Raw genomic sequence first — 17,868 nt, forward strand, 5'->3', positions numbered from 1 at the left:
TTAGTTATTTCGTTTATGTCGTTTTATGTGTTTATTGAATTAAATAAATTAAAATCAAACAAATGATTTATTTTTGTATTACAATTAAAGTGTAAATAAGACAATAAATCAATAATTTAAATTTACATTAACAAAGTCAATACAACAAACAAGGTAGCACATCACAACTCACATACTACGTGTCTTAGTTTGCTTACGACAAAACTAATCCACTCCGTATTGCTCGTTGTTCGTGCTCTTATATTGATTGACTTTGTTAATGTCTTGTATGTGGTTTATTCTCCTTATGTTTTTTCTTTAAATATATTACATATATTTATGTCATTCCGTTATATATATATATATATATATATATATCAGGCACCTTCTTCTTAATACTTATTAAATTTATAACATTTCTCATAATGTAAATTATATTATAAATTTTGCGTTTTTGAGCAGTTATCTATAGTTAGATAACTAACATTTTTCTTTTAATTAGAGAATATCCACATTAATCTTCATCTTCTACTTTTCTTCTCTTAAGAGCAATAATAATGAATATAAGGCCCATTGTGGCAATTGTACCAGCAGTAAGGATTAATAATCATCAAATTTTACTATTTACTTTTGTATTAAGTAAAAGTCTATTAATTTCAGTTTGTTCTTTAAGATCATCATTTGTGTATTTATCAAGATTATCTAAGATGTTATTTGAATTGCTAATCGCAGCATTAATAGCATCTTTTTGTTCCTTAGTGAATTTATTTCACTTATCTGTTTTAGTTAAGTTAACTAAGTCATTAAGTGAAGCAATTAATTCTTTAGTATCAAGAACTTCAGTAATATTTTCGTTTTGTTTGTTTTTAATTTCACGTAATTTATTAATTAATTCAGCAACTTCATTTTGGTTTAAATTGCTTGAAGCATAATCATTTGGTTTTTGATTATTAAGTACTTGTTTTGCATTTTCTAAAGCGTTATCATAATTATTTTTCTCTTCATCAATTGCATTTTGATATGCAGTTGATTGATGAACTTGTTCACTATCTTGAACTTCATTTTGCAACTCTTCCATTGCTCTATCAAGTTCTTTTGCTTTATTAACAATATTATCTTTTTCTTCTGCATTTGAAGATTTAATTTCATTAATTAAACTATCTTTTTGGTTTTGATTAAGATGTTCTAAATTGTTAATTTGGTCAATTGCATCTTGTTTTGCTTCTTCTTTGTTTGCAATTGTTTTAGCAATTTCACGTAATTTATTAATTAATTCAACAACTTCATTTTGGTTTAAATTGCTTGAAGCATAATCGTTTGGTTTTTGATTATTAAGTACTTGTTTTGCGTTTTCTAAAGCGTTATCATAATTATTTTTTTCTTCATCAGTTGCATTTTGATATGCAGTTGATTGATGAATTTCATCGCTATTTTGAACTTCTTTTTGCAATTCATCCATTGCTTTATCAAGTTCTTTTGCTTTATTAACAATATTATCTTTTTCTTGTGCATTTGAAGATTTAATTTCATTAATTAAACTATCTTTTTGGCTTTGATTAAGATGTTCTAAATTGTTAATTTGGTTAATTGCATCTTGTTTTGCTTCTTCTTTGTTTGCAATAGTTTTAGCAATTTCAGTAATTTGTTCATCTTCGTTATTTAATTTATCAACATTATCAATTTGTTCATTTAATGATGTTTTTTCTTCATTTGAAAGTAAACCTGAATTATTAACTTTTTCTTTTAGTGCATTTTCTTTACCATTTAAAATATCGTAAGCATAATCTAATGATTGATTATTTTCATTATTAGCAACTAAATTAGCTAAATTATCATTATCTCTATCTAAACCATTTTCAGTAGTAGAGTTTAATAATTCATTAGCAACTTTTAATTTATTTTGAATCAATTCTTGATTATCTGCATTTTGATATTTAGTATTGTTTAAATCATTAATTAACTCAATGTATTTAGCAACTTTTTCTTTTAAATTAGCCATTTTATCAGCTACTTCAAGAGCTGAAGTAAAGACCAACTGAGCTTGTTTTGAGTTAGTTGCATTATTAATTTCATTTTTAAAGTATTCAAGTTGTTTTGCATTAAGAATTCGTGTAGTTTCATCATTATTAACTGATTTTTCTAATTCTTTGATTAATGACTCTTTTTGAGCTTTTAGAATAATTGCTTCAAAATCTGCTACATTTTCTACAACATTATCTGGACTAAGATTTAAATTAGTATTCTTAATTTCATTAATGTAATTTGTTTTTTCTGCATCAGTTAAATTAGAAATTGCTTGAATTTGCTCAATGTAAGGTTGTTTTTTATCATTTCTAATTTTTTCAACAGCTTCAATAGTTTCTACTTCTGTTTTAGAAGTTGCTTGATCAATTAAATCTTTAGCATTGTTTTTTTCATTTTGATTTAAGTTTGGTAGATTATCAATTGCTTTTTTAGATGCATCTTTTTCAATGTTTAATTTTGCTAAATTCAATTTTTCAATTAATTTAGTTACTTGTTCTTTATTTGCATTGTAATTAAAGTCATCATTTTCAGTTGCATCTTTTGGACGTCCATTTATGACTTTATTAGCTTCTATAACGGCTGTTTCATAAGCATTTTTAACTGCTTTATCAGCTTCTAGATATTTACTATCGGCTTGAATAGCTTCTTGATCTTTGGCTGCTTCTTTTAATTTAGCCATTTCATTATCTAATAACCGAGCTTCTTCATTAATTGTTTCTAATTCTGAAGAATTAGCAGCTTTAATTTGATTAATGTAATCATCTTTTTGCTGTTGATTCAAGTTTTCAAAGGTATTAATTGCATTAATATATCTTTGTTTTTCTTGTTCTTTTTCTAAAATATCAGCTTTAATATCATCTAAAGTCTTGGTTTGATTATTTTCAGTGTAACTTAAGTCTTTTGGACTAACTTTATCTAATTCTTCTTTAAAGCTTGTTTTTTGATCATCAGATAATAATTCGCTTGCTTCAACTTGCTTAATTACTTTTTGGATTTCACCATCTAATGCTTCATATTTTTGATTAATTGAACCATCAGAATGATCTTCTTTAGTGCCTAAAAATTCATCGATGTTTGTTCCTAAATCTGTTGAATTAGTTTTATCTAATAATTCTTCTGTTTTAGCAATTACATCATCAAAAGCATCTTTAGTTATTTTAGTTGCTTGAGTATATTTATCTTCAGCTTTTTTCTTTTTGTACTCAGCAACTAAATTTGCTAAATCACCCATTTTATCATTTAAATCTGAGTATTTTTCTTTGATTTTTTGAGCTTCATTAATATCTGAACTATTTGTAATTTCTTCAATTAATTTATCTTTTTGAGCTTGATTTAAATTTGCGAAATTCTTTAAAGCATCATTAATAATCACTTGCTTATCAGCTTTAGTTTTTAATTGAATAATTTCATTGTTATTAGTTGCATTATCAATTTCTGTTTTCAATTCTTCAGCTTGATCAGCTGTTAATTTGCTTTTAGCTACCAATTGATCAATATAATATTTTGCTTTATTTTTAGCATCTTGTAAGTTAGTTAAAAATCCACCAATTTCTAAAGTTTTAGTTGCGCTAGATCTTTGATCTGTTAAGCCTTCTTTTAAAGAGGTTAAATGATAAGTTACTGTTAAGGTTCCAGTTTCATCATTTGCACTAATATCATCAATTACAATTTGTGCTTTATTAACTTCATTATTTGCAACTGAAGTAACAAAATAACTATTATTTAAGTTTTTAATCACTTCTGCTTTATTTGCAACTAGAGAACTTGCTTTAGTTGTATTTTGATCATTTTTATTGTAAGTAATAGTTTTTGCAATATTTTGATCAGCAATTACTCTATCTAATCTTTGATCTTCAGTTTGTAATCCGTTAATTGTGAAAGTAACATTATCAACATGAATAGTGTTTAAATTTGGACGTTTTGAGTAAATGCTATAAGTACCTGAAATAACTCCAGTTTTATCATTTCTTGAAGTGATTTGAATATTAGTTGCTTGATCTAATTCATTATTAATTGCATTAATATTTGCTTGTTGTAAATCACTTGGGCTAACTGAGTTTTTGTTAGTAATTTGATCTTGTCAATCATAATTTAAAGTTTGTAATCTTTGTAATTCTGTTTTAAAGCCTGTAAGTTGTTTTGCATCTTCTTGTGCAGTGGCATTGACAACTCTTTCAATGTTGTTTCTAGTTGTAGAAACAAGTATGTATTGCACTTGAATTAAACCTTGTTCATCATCACGTTTAACAATAGTTAATGAATTTGGTTTTAACTCAACTTGTTCATCCATTAAATCGCGACCATCTTTAAATTTAACTTGCACATTTTGATCAAGCACCTGATTTTCATTTAATGATGGTAAGTAATTTGCTTTATCAGGATAGTCTAATTTAATTAATGGTAATAATTTTTCAATTCTGTTAGCTTCTTCATCGTCATTAGTTACATAACCACTAAATTCTTGAGCTGTTGATTTTTCTGACTTAATTAATGGTTTTTCAGCTGGTTTATTTTCTCAATTTTCAGAAACTAGACCGTTTTCACCAGTTAAGTTTCTAGTAGATTCTAATTGGTAACCAACTAAAATTGTTCCATGTTCATTATCTGCATTTTTAGTATCTAATTCAAGATAAACTTTAATATTTTGGTTTTGGCCTGCCGAAGTTAAATTGCTTGTAAAATCAAAAGTTTCTAAATCAGAAGGTTTTTTGGCTTTTGCACCATCTTTTAAAGTATCAGAATTTTGACTAATAGTTACAGGTTGATTTTGATTATTATTTACTAAATCATCCAATCTTTGTTTTTCTGTTTTAAATCCAGAAATAATTGCATATTTAGTTTCAGATTGAACTGATTCAAAACCAGATTTTTTAGATTGTAATTTGTAACTTACTTTTAATTCACCAGTTATGTCATTATAACCAACAATTTGTTGATCAACAAATTCATGATCGCTATCTGGGTTAACTTGTCAATTTCAATTTTGGCCTCTCGCTTGAGTTAATGATGAAGCTAATTGTGAGTTTTTAGTTACATAATCAATAGTATGACTAAATTGATCATCAGTATTATTTACATCGATTGCGTCCAATCTTTCTTTTTCAGCTTCTTTTAATGATTTAAAGCCTGCTAATTGACCATTTTTGGTTGCTGTGCTTCCAACATCATTAAGATTTTGACCATTAACTAATCCTCTAGTTGAAACTAAACGATAAGTATAATCAATTGCTGCATCTGCACTGTTTGCATTTTTATTAACAATTTGAATTTGTGCATTAGTTAAATTGTTTGCGCTTAAAATTAATTGATTTAAAACTTCTTGAGGTAAGTGATTTTTATATTGATTTGCACTTACATTTTGAATAGATGCTTGTGCTTCTATTGCATTTAATAAATCATTTAATCTTTGACTTTCAGTTTTGAAGCCACTAATTGTAAATTCTTTTTCATCAGATTCTAAATTGCTGTAAATACCGTCTTTTGTAGATACAAAAACATATTTACCTGTAATTTGACCATTAATTTCGTCTCTAGTACTAATTTGAATAGTTTTTACTGTGGCTTGACTATCAGTTTGCTCAATTTGACTTGTAATTGCATCTTTAATAGAATCAGAAGGAAGCACATTAGTTTTATCTGTGTAATCAAATATTGCACTTAAGTCATTTAATCTTTTTCTTTCAGCAGCTTGATCTAAATTATTTTGTTCATTTTGAGTTCTAAAGCCAGTAAGAATTAATTCTTTAGCTTTTGAAGTAACGCTTGAATATTGATAATCATTATATTTAAGATTATCTTCAGATCAAATTAAATCGTTTCTTGATTTGTCACTTCTTAAAGTAATTTGACTTGTTAATGAGCCAGTTTCATCATCAGCACTAAAAGTCATAGTATTTAATGATGCTTGATCATTAACACTATTAGCATAAGCATAATTATTTTGGGTAGTTGATGTTGCATTTGAAGGTAAATAATTTACTCTATTGCTATTATCATTGTTAAAAATCAATGAAGTATTACTTAAATTATCTGCTAATTGATCTAATCTTTGTTGCTCAGTTTTGAATCCATTTAAAGTAATAGTTTTAACTTCTGAAGTAAAGTTAGTACCATTTTTAGTGCTTTTAGCAACATATTGAAGAACTAATTCACCAGTAACATCATTATAAGCAATTACTTTCACACTTTCTGCAGTAGTATCTTCGCGATTGCTTTGAATGCTAATTCCGCTTGGATTAGTTTTAAGTTCTGAAGCTAATTTGGTTCTATGATATGTGAAAGTAAAATCAGTATTTTCTAAAGCATTTAACTCTTGTTGTTCACGCTCATTAGCGGTTTGGAAACCAGTAAATGTATATTGGTTATTAGTTGTCTTAACTACTTGGTTATTTAAGTTGTTTTTATTTGATTCTAAATGTCAATTTAAAACAATTTCTCCAGTTTCGCTATTTTTGCTTTCAATTGAATCAATTACTAATTTAGCTTTATTTTGACTTAAAATATTAGTTTTTTGATTATCAATTTCTTGAGCTAAATATCCAGATAATTGTTCTAAAGCCACTTCATCAACAATAGTTAAGTTTTGTGCTTTATCACCAGCAAAATTAAACACCTTTTGGCTTGCATCCACTAAATTATTTAATCTTTGCAATTCAGTTAAAGTGTTTAAAGTTGCATTTTTAACACTTGATTTAACATCAGTTAAATTAGCTCTTTGTGAAGTTGCTAAGTAAGTAATTTGTACTTCTCCAGTTACTTCATTAATTGAAACAATATTAATATCTGAAATTAAAACAGTAGCATTTTCTACATTTGCAAATTCAATATCTCTAGCTTTAATTTCTGAAGCAGTTTTGGTTGCTTTTGTTTGCGAGCTTAAAGTAGGGCTGTATTCTAAAAGATCTAATCTTTGTGTTTCAGTAAAGTATTGGTTATTATTTGCTTTATTAAATGTATAAGTTTTTTTAGCAGATTGTAAAGTATTTAAATTATTTTTAGTTGATTGCAATTCATATGAAATAGTTAATGAACCATCTTTATCATTTTGACTTTCAATTGCTAAATTCACAACTTGTGCTTCTGCATCATTAGGTAAATTAATACTAAATGCATTATTACTATTATCAGTATTAATTTGACTTGGTAATAATTGATTATTTAAATTAGTATAAGTTGGATTAATTGCATCTAGACGATTAATTTCTTCTTGACTAGTTGTTAAATAATTATTAAATGTCACTTTTGGTGCATTATCTGAAACTAGATTTTGATCAACGTTATCATAACCAGAAACTAAATCTGTTCTGGTGGTACTTAATTGATAACTAACTTTAATTGTTCCAGTTTCATCATCACGATCTTGGTTATCAATTACTAAAGCAATATTAAGATTTTCATTATTTCAAGCTTCTGGTTTAGTGATCGTAAAGTCGTTATCGGTTAATTGTGAAGGTTTTTTAGTTAGAGCATCTTGATTATTAGTAATTACACTTGAAGTTTCAATGGCTTTAATTAAATTATCTAATCTTTGTTTTTCAGTTAAGAAACCTGTTAATTCAACTACTTTTTTGTCGCTAATTACTTCTTTACCTAAATTATTTTTAGTTGATTTTAATTTAAATTCAACTTTAATTTTTCCATTAACATCGTCATAAGCAATTACTTTTTGATCAATAAATTCATAATCAGCATCATTTGGTTTATTTCAAGTTCAATTAGTGATAGCATCATCTTTTAATGATGAAGCTAAAGTTGTTGCTTTATTTACATAGTTAATGCTGTATGATTGATCACTATTTAATCTTTCACTTTCAACATCTGCATTAGTTTTAAAGCCACTTAAAACTCCAGATGCATTTTCTGAATTTTGAGTTGATAAGTTTTGTTGATTGTTTAAAGTTTTAGTTGAAACTAAATTATAAGTATAAGCAATTTGACCTTTAACATCATCTGCCTCTTTAAGCACAACATTAATTCTTGCATCAGTTAAACTGTTATTTTTATCTTCAATTACAAAATTATTAATTATATTTGAAGCTAAATTATCTTTGTATGCAGCAGTTGCTAAAGCATTAATTTTAGCCTCTAATTGAGCTTTATTAGCTGTTAATAATTCATCAAGACGCATTTTTTCAGTTTTGAATCAATTTAAAGTAGCAGTTTTTATTTCAGATTCAACATCATTAGAAATTCCATTTTTTGTTGAAGCAAAAGTATATGAAAAAGTAATTGCACCTGTAATTTCATCATAAGCAGTTATATCTTTAATCTTAATTGTCGCTTCTGGATTTTGAGTTGTTATATTAGAAGTAATTTGATCTTTATTAGCCTCTGAAGGTAAAGTAGTTGCTTTATTAGTGTAATCAAAAGTAGCAGCTAATTTATTTAATCTACTTTGTTCATTTTCAAAACCAGTTAAGGTATATCTATTAACAATTTTTTGTTCATTTTCACTTAAAGTTTCTTTATTTAATAAACTTGCTAAATCATAAGTATATGAAATATCAGTTAAACCATTTTTAGTTGAAGTTAAAGTTACTTTAACATTTCTAGTTCCATTTCTATAATTATCACCAGTTAAACTTAGTAATTCATATTGTGGATTTATTTTATAGTTATTAGCATCAGCAATTGAAAGATATTGAGTTTGTAACTGGCTTGGATTAATAGTTGAATTTGTTTTATTTGGTTCACTATAATTAAGTGAAATTACATTTTTAAATAAGTTTTCTAATCTTTCTTTTTCAGTTAATAATCCTGAAGCTGTAAAACTTGAACTTTGAGCTGAAACAACTTCACTTGTTTGATTTGTTTCTTCTGGAATAGTAATTAAATCTTCTCTATCAGATTTTAAAGTGTAGTCAAAAGTAATTTGACCATCTCTATCACTTCTGCTAGTAATATTTGGGCTATTTTTGAAGCTTACTTTTTGCACATTACTATCTTTGAAGTTAATATTAAAGTCATTACCATAAATTGCTTCAGTTGGCACTTTTTTGTTAGTAATAGTTAAAATTGCATTGTCTTGAGTTAATAATGCATCTAATCTTTGTTTTTCTGTTTGGAAACCTTGAATTTCTGCATATTTAACATCTGAATAAACATTTGGTGAAGTTGTTGATTTTAGTCTATAAGAAACTTTTAATTTACCAGTAATATCATTGTAACCAACAACGGTTTTATCAACAATTTCAGCATTTTGATTATTTTGAATTTCTCATTGCAATTCTTGAGCATTAGTTAATTTTGAAGCTTGATTTTGTTTTTGTTCTGTAGTTGCTTTAACTGCCACAGCATTAATTGCGTCTAATCTTTCTTTTTCTACCTGATTACCAGTTTTAAAGTCTCTAATTACTGATTCTTTAGTATCAGAAGTTAAAGATTGATCAGTTGCATCTTTTATAACATATTTAACTGTTGCTGTTCCATCAGCATTATTTTTAACAATTTCTTTAATTACAATTTGATCAGTTGTAATTGTTGAACTACCTAAAGAACTATCATAAGCAATGGTTTTAGTTATATTGTTATCAACAATTTCACTTGGAGTAATTTTTGATTTATTAGTATAATCAAAAGTTGCATTATATTGATTTAATTTAGCTTTAGTTAAAATCTTATCAACCTCTGATTGCTTTGTCTTGCTTGCTTGTAAATCAGAAATTCGATAAATTTCTGATTTATATTGTTGTTTTTGTTTTTCTGTTAAATAACTTAATCCATTAATATCATTTTTTGCTTTATTTTTAATTCCATCAAGTAAAGCAAAACTATTATTTAATGAACCACTTTGATTAATATCTCCAATTAAAGCATTTAATGAAGGATTAGTAGTTCCATTATTTGTAATTGAAGAAATTAACTCATTAGCTGAATTTAAAATAGTATCAAATTGACTTTGATTAGTTGCGCTTGTGTAATCAACATTAGCTTTTTTGTTTGTATATTCAATAACTAAATTTTTCAATTTTTTCATTGAATTATTTAAGTTAACATTTTCTTGTTTTCCAAAAATAGTTTGAGCATCTTGGGTGCTTGTAGCATTTTGAATTTTTTCAAATAATTCTTGATTTTGTTTTGGATTTAAATGTTCATAAGTAGAAGTTAATTTAAAAATTTGATTATCTTTTGCTTCTTGTTTATTTAATTCATCAAGACTTGTAGCTTTATTAACTGCATTTATTAATGCTTGTTTTTGACTCTCAGTAATTTTATTAGCATTTTTTGCTTGATTAATTGCTTCAATTAAAGAAGCTTTTTTATCATTTAAAGCTTTTTGATTTGATGTTAAAAATCCATTAATAGTAGCAGATTTAGAATCTGATTTAATTTTTTCATCTTCTGGTAAATAACTAAATTTTGGATCTGTTGAAACTAATTGGTAATTAAGAGATACTGTACCGTTTGAATCTGTTTTTACAATATTACTTGTAACAACATTTGCTTTACTATTATTAGGTAAGTTATTAGTAATTGATGAATGACTAATTGCTGAAGGTAAAATAGTTTCTTTACTTGGATAATTAAAAGTTAAATCAATTGCATTTAATCTTGCTTTTTCAGCAGTAATTTCATTTCCATCAAGATTGTTATAAGTAGTTGCAATAGTAGATTTTAATTGATCGTATTGACTAATATAATTTTCAATAAAGTTTGTGTAATTTGTTGGAACTGGGGTTGGTTGTTCCAATTTATTTTTAGATGTGTTTAATTTAGCATTAAGATTAGTTAAAGCAGTATCAAAATCAGATTTTCTTGCTTTTGATCCATCAGTATAATCAGAACTTGATTTAGCTGAATTATATGTATTAATTAAAGTTAAATCAGTTTTGCCAAAATCATCGTTTAATTTTTTTGCTTTTTCATAAATTGCTTGTCTTTGACTTGGATCTGCAGCTTTGATTTGTTTGATTATAAGATTTTGTAAATTCTCAGTTAAATAGTTTAATTCTTTTACTTTATTGATAAAAATATCACCATCTAGAGCATTATAAGCATTAGTTAAATTTTCTTGTAATTTAGAAATTTTTGAAGAATCAATAGTGCCACTTTTATTATTTAATAATGAATCAGTTGCTGTTTTGTATGCATCAAAAGTTCTCTTTTTATCGCTAGATGCATAATTATACTTATCGCCATTAAGATCTAATTCGCTTGCATAATCTTTTAAGTTTTTTGTTACGTTATTTACATTATTTATTAAATTTTTGTAATTATTAACAACACTTTGATCACTAAAGTTTTTAGAAAGAATATCATTTTTAAATGCTTCTTTTTGTTTTTGACTTAAAACATTATTTTTGCTATTTAATGTTTTTGAATCTAAATAATCAATTAATTCCTTATGGAAATTATTTTGTTTTTCTATTTCATCGACTATTGTTTTAAGGTTTTTATCGTTTCCAAAATATACTCAATTTTCTTGAGCATTTTCTGTTTTATATGTATAAATTTTAGCACTATCAATATTGCTTAAAGCAGTTTTTTTTAATTCACTTGAAACGTATTTTAATGAGTTAATTTTATCTTTTGCTTTTGTTTTAGCTTGATTGAATGCTTCAGAAATTAAAGAATTTAATTGATTATTAATTGTATTCCTATTATCAGTTAATTGATAATTTGTTTCATTGTAACTAAAGTTTTTTTCATTTGGTATTCTTTGAATAAAAGACGATTTGGCGTTACTATCTAAATAAGTAAATGAATTAATATCATTTGTAAATTGACTTTTATTTCCATTTAATTCTAGAATTTTATCAATTCAATTAGTTTTTAAATTACTTGCATTTTGTGTTTTAAAAGTATCCAAATTACCTTGTGAATAAAAAGCATAAGATGAATCATTTAATGCATTATTGCTGTTTTGCAATTTTGTAACAAAATTGGTATATCAAGCATTATCAGTAGTTGATTTATTGTTTGTTTTACCATATACTAATTTATCATTTTGAATATTGTCAATAATTGGTTTAATCTTCTGAATTTCATCATATAAATTAGATAATGATTTTATTTTGTTTAAGATGGTGTTTTTATTACTTTGATATTGTGCATTATTAGTTGGAACAAAAGTAGTTATATCATAAGGGGTGTTATATCTTGAAAGTACAGAATTAATTGCATCAATTATAAATTTAGTACCTTGAACATAGTTATAATTACTTCAGGTTACATTAGTAATACTTTGACTATTTAAGGTATTAATAAATTCATTTTCTAAATTAGTTTTACCACTACTTTTTATTTTAGAAATGGTAGCATCTACATCATTTATAAATTGTTGGACTTCAGTTGCATTTTGTAAAAGAACATTTGTTTCATCATCTCTGTTTATTGCTTCATTATTTGAATTCAAATTAGATTGCAAATTATATTTTCTTTGTGTTTGTCTATTGAACCCTTCTAATTCTAATAACTTTAATGCAGGTCCTTTTGCTTCTCTTTGATCCGCAAAAGCAAAAAGAACTTTGTTACTAATTTCATTATTTCAATCTGTTTTATCTGTTGTACTTAGAACTAACCTCCTTAATTCTGCTCTCTTTTCTTCTGCTTGACCTTGTAAAGTGTTTAAATTGGCAATTTCATTTTTATAATAATCAAATCATTTTGAACCATTAAAAGAATATGTAGATTCATTAAAATTTGAATTACTTTTAATTTGATCTAATAAATGATTAATTTGAGGGGCAGTTAATCATTTGTTTTTAGTTCTGTCATTTGCAAATCTTCGCAATTTTTCATAATCGGTTAAATCATAACTAATATTATTAAAATTAATATATCCATTTTCATCCAAATCATTAAATGAAAATAAATTAGAGTTTGTAGTTGAATATGAATTATTAGAAATAATTTTTCATTTTTTACTATCTTCTGAATTTATAAAACTTGTTTTAAGTTTTAAATTATTCATATTTCTATATAGGATTAAAGAATCTATATTATTTTTAGTTTTATATTCTGAAAGAATTTTATTTTCATTTATTATTTCATTATATTTTGATTTGTCTATCGAATGAATAAATCTTTCAACTCCATTAGTTTCTTCAATTAAGGATAATGATGTATTCGGTAATTTGTCACTATCTAATAAATATTCACTTTTAATTATAGTTTCACTTGTATTTAATTTAATATTTTGATAAGTCTGGCGATCGGCAATTTTCATAAATGAACCATATTGACGATCAGCTCATTTTGATCATTCATATTTGAATTGTCCAAAACCAATATAAGTTTTTTTATTTGATGAGCTTCTTGTTTGAGAGTTAGTACTATTCCCAATGCGAACACCATTATTATCAATTGTAGCTGGATTTCTTTTTAAAGTAAATTCAACTTGTAAAGAAGGAGTAAAATGTTCAGTTTCATCTTCTGATCTTATTTCAAAAATTAATAATCCACCTTGATTATTATTAAGAGAATCATAAATAAATTTATCGGCATATTGTTTTTGATGTAAACCTAATTTGTAAGCATCATTTTTATATGGGTATGGAACATATTTGTAATCACCATCTAAAGCTGGTTCATCATGAATAACCATATTAGCAAGCGTTCTCTTTTTGAAGTAATCATTTGTAGTACCTCATAAAACATCATATTGTTGATTAATATTCGCACTAATTTCTCTTGGATAAGTATTCGAATTATAAAAAGAACCATAATGCATTGAATTTAATCAGCTTTTTCCTGTACCTTTATATGTAGCACTTGAATTTCTATCAAATTCAACAGATTCAAAATTTTTGTTTGAATTGTAAAATCTTAAACCTGAAAAATTAGAACCACTTTTATAATAACCGGTATAGTCATATGATTTAGAAATTCATGGATTAATTTTATATTTATTATCTTCTACACCTTGATAATATTGGGCTTCACTAAATTTATCAGCTACATTATAATTTTCGTCCACTCTTAATTTATATGTTCTAACATTTTTTGAGTTGGTATTAGTTAAATTAAATGAACCATCAGAATTTCTTCTTGTTGAAAGAGTAACATTTATTTCACCAGTTAAAATTAAATCTTCAGAAAATCAGATACCTGCTAAATATTTTTTGTCCTGTGTCTTTAAATTATCAACATTAAACCCAACTTTAAAGGTCTTTGTATCGTTTTCTGCATCTCATCCATCTCCATTAAAAAATGATGAATCTTGTCTACTAGAATTTTTCTGTCAATTATATCTTTGTTCTATAAGACTATTACTAAGAACAAGAGAAGGATTTAATAAATCTCATGCCCTATTATAATTATTGCCGTATTGTTTTTGTTTACTCAAATTATCATTGTAATCATAAAGCCTATATCAATTATTTCTATAATTAATATAGTTATTTGTCTTACCACTTTGATTATTTACACCTGGAGTTGCTCCAATGTAAATAGGTTTATGACTACTAAAAGCACTTCAACCGTTATAAAACATACCTTGAGCATTTGTGTAATTAGTATAAATACCATCATCTTGTACTTTGTTATATTGAGTGTAGCTCATGTATTTACTATCAATTTCCTGTGAACTTCCTGTTGTATTAGTTTGAGAAATAGGTAAAAATACAAGAGGTAAAGATCCACTTGTAGCACTAACTGCTAATACAATTTTCTTAATCTTTTTTCTATTTTTCATAACATACCACCTTATATATATGAGTATAAATTTTTAATAATTTTGTAGACTCAGTTAAATTAAGAGGATCAAAATTCTCACCTGAAGCATTGCGTAACTAAATTAATTTATCTGAATTACTTAATTAATCCCATCATTAGGTTGATTAAGTGAATTTACTATTGTATCCCTATAAAGGCAATAAGGCTATTAATGAAGTCATTAGCATTCCCGTTGCTAATGTAAACTTCGCTATTTTCTTTTTTTATAATTTTCCCTTTTTTGTAAAAAATAACTTTTTATTTTTATTTTTAAAATAAAAGCATTTTACAGAATAATTATATTGAATTATGGTACCACAAAAAAAAGCATATGACCCTATTAGGCAGGCCTAAAATGTTTTTTTTTTTTTTTAGGGACCTGAAAAAGTGCAATATTTTTACAAAAATATAGGTATTTTGATATTTTTGCTAACTACTTTTATTTTTCATTAAGGCTATCACAAACCAAACTTTTGAATGTAATTTGCAATGTAAAGCCGAGTTTCTCCTGCGTTTCCCACTTGCTAGTATAAAAAGCAAAATATCCGTTTGAAGCGGATATTTATTTTTACTTTTTAATCATTTCTAAAACTTTTTGAATTAATAGATAGTCATTTCAACTATCTTCCAAACTTTTATCTTTAATATCGAAAATTTTGACTGTTTTATTGTTGAATTTTTCTTCAACTTCTATAATGTCATTAATCATTTTGTTTAATCTATGTTCTGTAAATTTATCTTTTTGAGATAAACCTATTAAATCATTAATTTTGAAAACTAAGAATTTCATTAAAACTAAACTTAAAAAGCAAAGACAGATATAACCAGTAATGTGTTTCCAACTTGATAAATACATGGGTCTAAGAACTAATCTACTCTTTAAGCTTCTAAAATTCTCTTCAACTTTTCATTGTTTTGCATATAAATCTACAATTTGATCAGGAGTTAAATCATGTCTATTTGTCTCGTAAACATAATATCCATCGAATTTTTCATCTTGCAAAATCTTTTCGTTATCAAGTTCATAATAACCAGATTTGTCAACAGCTTTAAAGAATCTATATTTCTTCCCGCCTGCAATATCTTCATAAGAAACTTTTCCGTTTTTAGCTTTCTTGAGGAAGTTATTGATTAAAATTTGTCTATCTTCTGCATCTTTTCTTGCTCTCTTCTTACTAAAAGTAATGATTCTTTTTCTTATTTTTCCATTGATTCTACCGTTTCTATATTGAGAAAGAAATTCTTCTGATTTATGCACTAAACCGGTTTTAGAATGAATATAACCTTCTTGGTTTAAAACAAATTCTTTAAAGTCTTTTGTTCCTGTTTTCATCCGGTAAGAAATAATGAATTTTAAACCTTTGGACTCTAAAAATCTGATGTTTTTGTTTAAAGACATACCTTTATCAGCGATAATTGTAATTTGTTTTATCTTATATATTTTTTGAATTTCCAAGACAAAAGGGATGAATGTGTTTGCATCTGTTGTATTTCCAGGAAAGACTTTGTAATGTAGTGGAATTCCGTTTGAATCAGTTGCTAGCCCAATAACAATTTGATCTTCTTTAAACTTACCGTCCTTTGAATAACCAGGTTTTTTGTACCCTTCTCTACTAAAAGTTTCAAAATAAGTAGTGGTGGAATCATATCATATGATTTCTACATCTTTTTTGTGTTCATTTACAAGAACTGAATTTACATTTTGTAAAATTTGCCCCCTATTTTCAGCGATGTAATCTAACGATCTGTAAAAAGAATTTTTAGAATAAACAAATTCTTGTTCTTTTTTTAGACTATTGAAAGTGCCTAAAATACTTAATGGCTCTTTTAATCTTTGATAAATTTGTTGCATCACAACTTCTTTTAAACTTACTGATTTTGTTTTATGACAGTCTTTAAAAATGTCAAAATGATCAACCAACGAAGAAACAAGTTCATATCCCTTAAATCTTTTTCTATATTCAACAAGATCATTTTTGTTTTCTTTAAACTTTTGATTAATAATTTCAATAATTTCTTCTTTGGGAGTTGTTAAAGGTATGTCTTTAACAAGCATTTTGATTTTTTCAATTGAATTTTTTTGATACTTCTCAAAGTCATGTTCATATCCAACCCCAAATCTCGTTTCATATCCTGTGCCTTTTATTTTTCTGCACCCGACCTGTATATATGTACCTGCTTTTTGTTTAGAAACACACAATATTCATGTTCTTTTTTCTTTTGTTTTTGCTTGCATGCACATATTATATCATATTTTACCTAGTAAATTACTAGGTTTTTTACATATTTATTAGATAAATATGTACTGCTGCGAAAATGTAAAAAAACTCACTTAAGTGGGAAACGCAGGTGGAGTTGCTCCAATGTAAATAGGTTTATGACTACTAAAAGCACTTCAACCGTTATAAAACATACCTTGAGCATTTGTGTAATTAGTATAAATACCATCATCTTGTACTTTGTTATATTGAGTGTAGCTCATGTATTTACTATCAATTTCCTGTGAACTTCCTGTTGTATTAGTTTGAGAAATAGGTAAAAATACAAGAGGTAAAGATCCACTTGTAGCACTAACTGCTAATACAATTTTCTTAATCTTTTTTCTATTTTTCATAACATACCACCTTATATATATGAGTATAAATTTTTAATAATTTTGTAGACTCAGTTAAATTAAGAGGATCAAAATTCTCACCTGAAGCATTGCGTAACTAAATTAATTTATCTGAATTACTTAATTAATCCCATCATTAGGTTGATTAAGTGAATTTACTATTGTATCCCTATAAAGGCAATAAGGCTATTAATGAAGTCATTAGCATTCCCGTTGCTAATGTAAACTTCGCTATTTTCTTTTTTTATAATTTTCCCTTTTTTGTAAAAAATAACTTTTTATTTTTATTTTTAAAATAAAAGCATTTTACAGAATAATTATATTGAATTATGGTACCACAAAAAAAGCATATGACCCTATTAGGCAGGCCTAAAATGTTTTTTTTTTTTTTTTTAGGGACCTGAAAAAGTGCAATATTTTTACAAAAATATAGGTATTTTGATATTTTTGCTAACTACTTTTATTTTTCATTAAGGCTATCACAAACCAAACTTTTGAATGTAATTTGCAATGTAAAGCCGAGTTTCTAAGTTGAAACAAATTTATACTCACACACTTTAGGTATATGAGTATTTTTAATAAAAATATATAAAAAA

At 25.9% G+C, this 17,868-nt stretch carries 3 protein-coding genes; all 3 read right to left on the reverse strand.

Features of this window, described 5'->3' with window-relative positions; translation table 4 throughout:
* Positions 1–493: 493 nt before the first annotated feature.
* The gene (locus tag GOQ20_RS03865) at positions 494–14,638 is read right to left on the reverse strand and encodes a lipoprotein 17-related variable surface protein (RefSeq protein WP_167845487.1); all 14,145 of its coding nucleotides are present in this window, start codon (positions 14,636–14,638) and stop codon (positions 494–496) included.
* Positions 14,639–15,226: 588 nt separating this feature from the next.
* A complete protein-coding gene (locus GOQ20_RS03870; RefSeq protein WP_443093812.1) occupies positions 15,227–16,900 on the reverse strand; it encodes an IS1634 family transposase in 1,674 nt (557 codons plus the stop codon).
* 90 nt (positions 16,901–16,990) lie between these two features.
* Positions 16,991–17,272, reverse strand: coding sequence for a hypothetical protein (locus GOQ20_RS03875; RefSeq protein ID WP_167845488.1), 282 nt, complete (start codon positions 17,270–17,272; stop codon positions 16,991–16,993).
* Positions 17,273–17,868 lie beyond the last annotated feature (596 nt).

It is taken from the genome of Mycoplasmopsis gallinacea (assembly GCF_012220205.1).
Taxonomy (GTDB): Bacteria; Bacillota_I; Bacilli_A; order Mycoplasmatales; family Metamycoplasmataceae; genus Mycoplasmopsis; species Mycoplasmopsis gallinacea_A.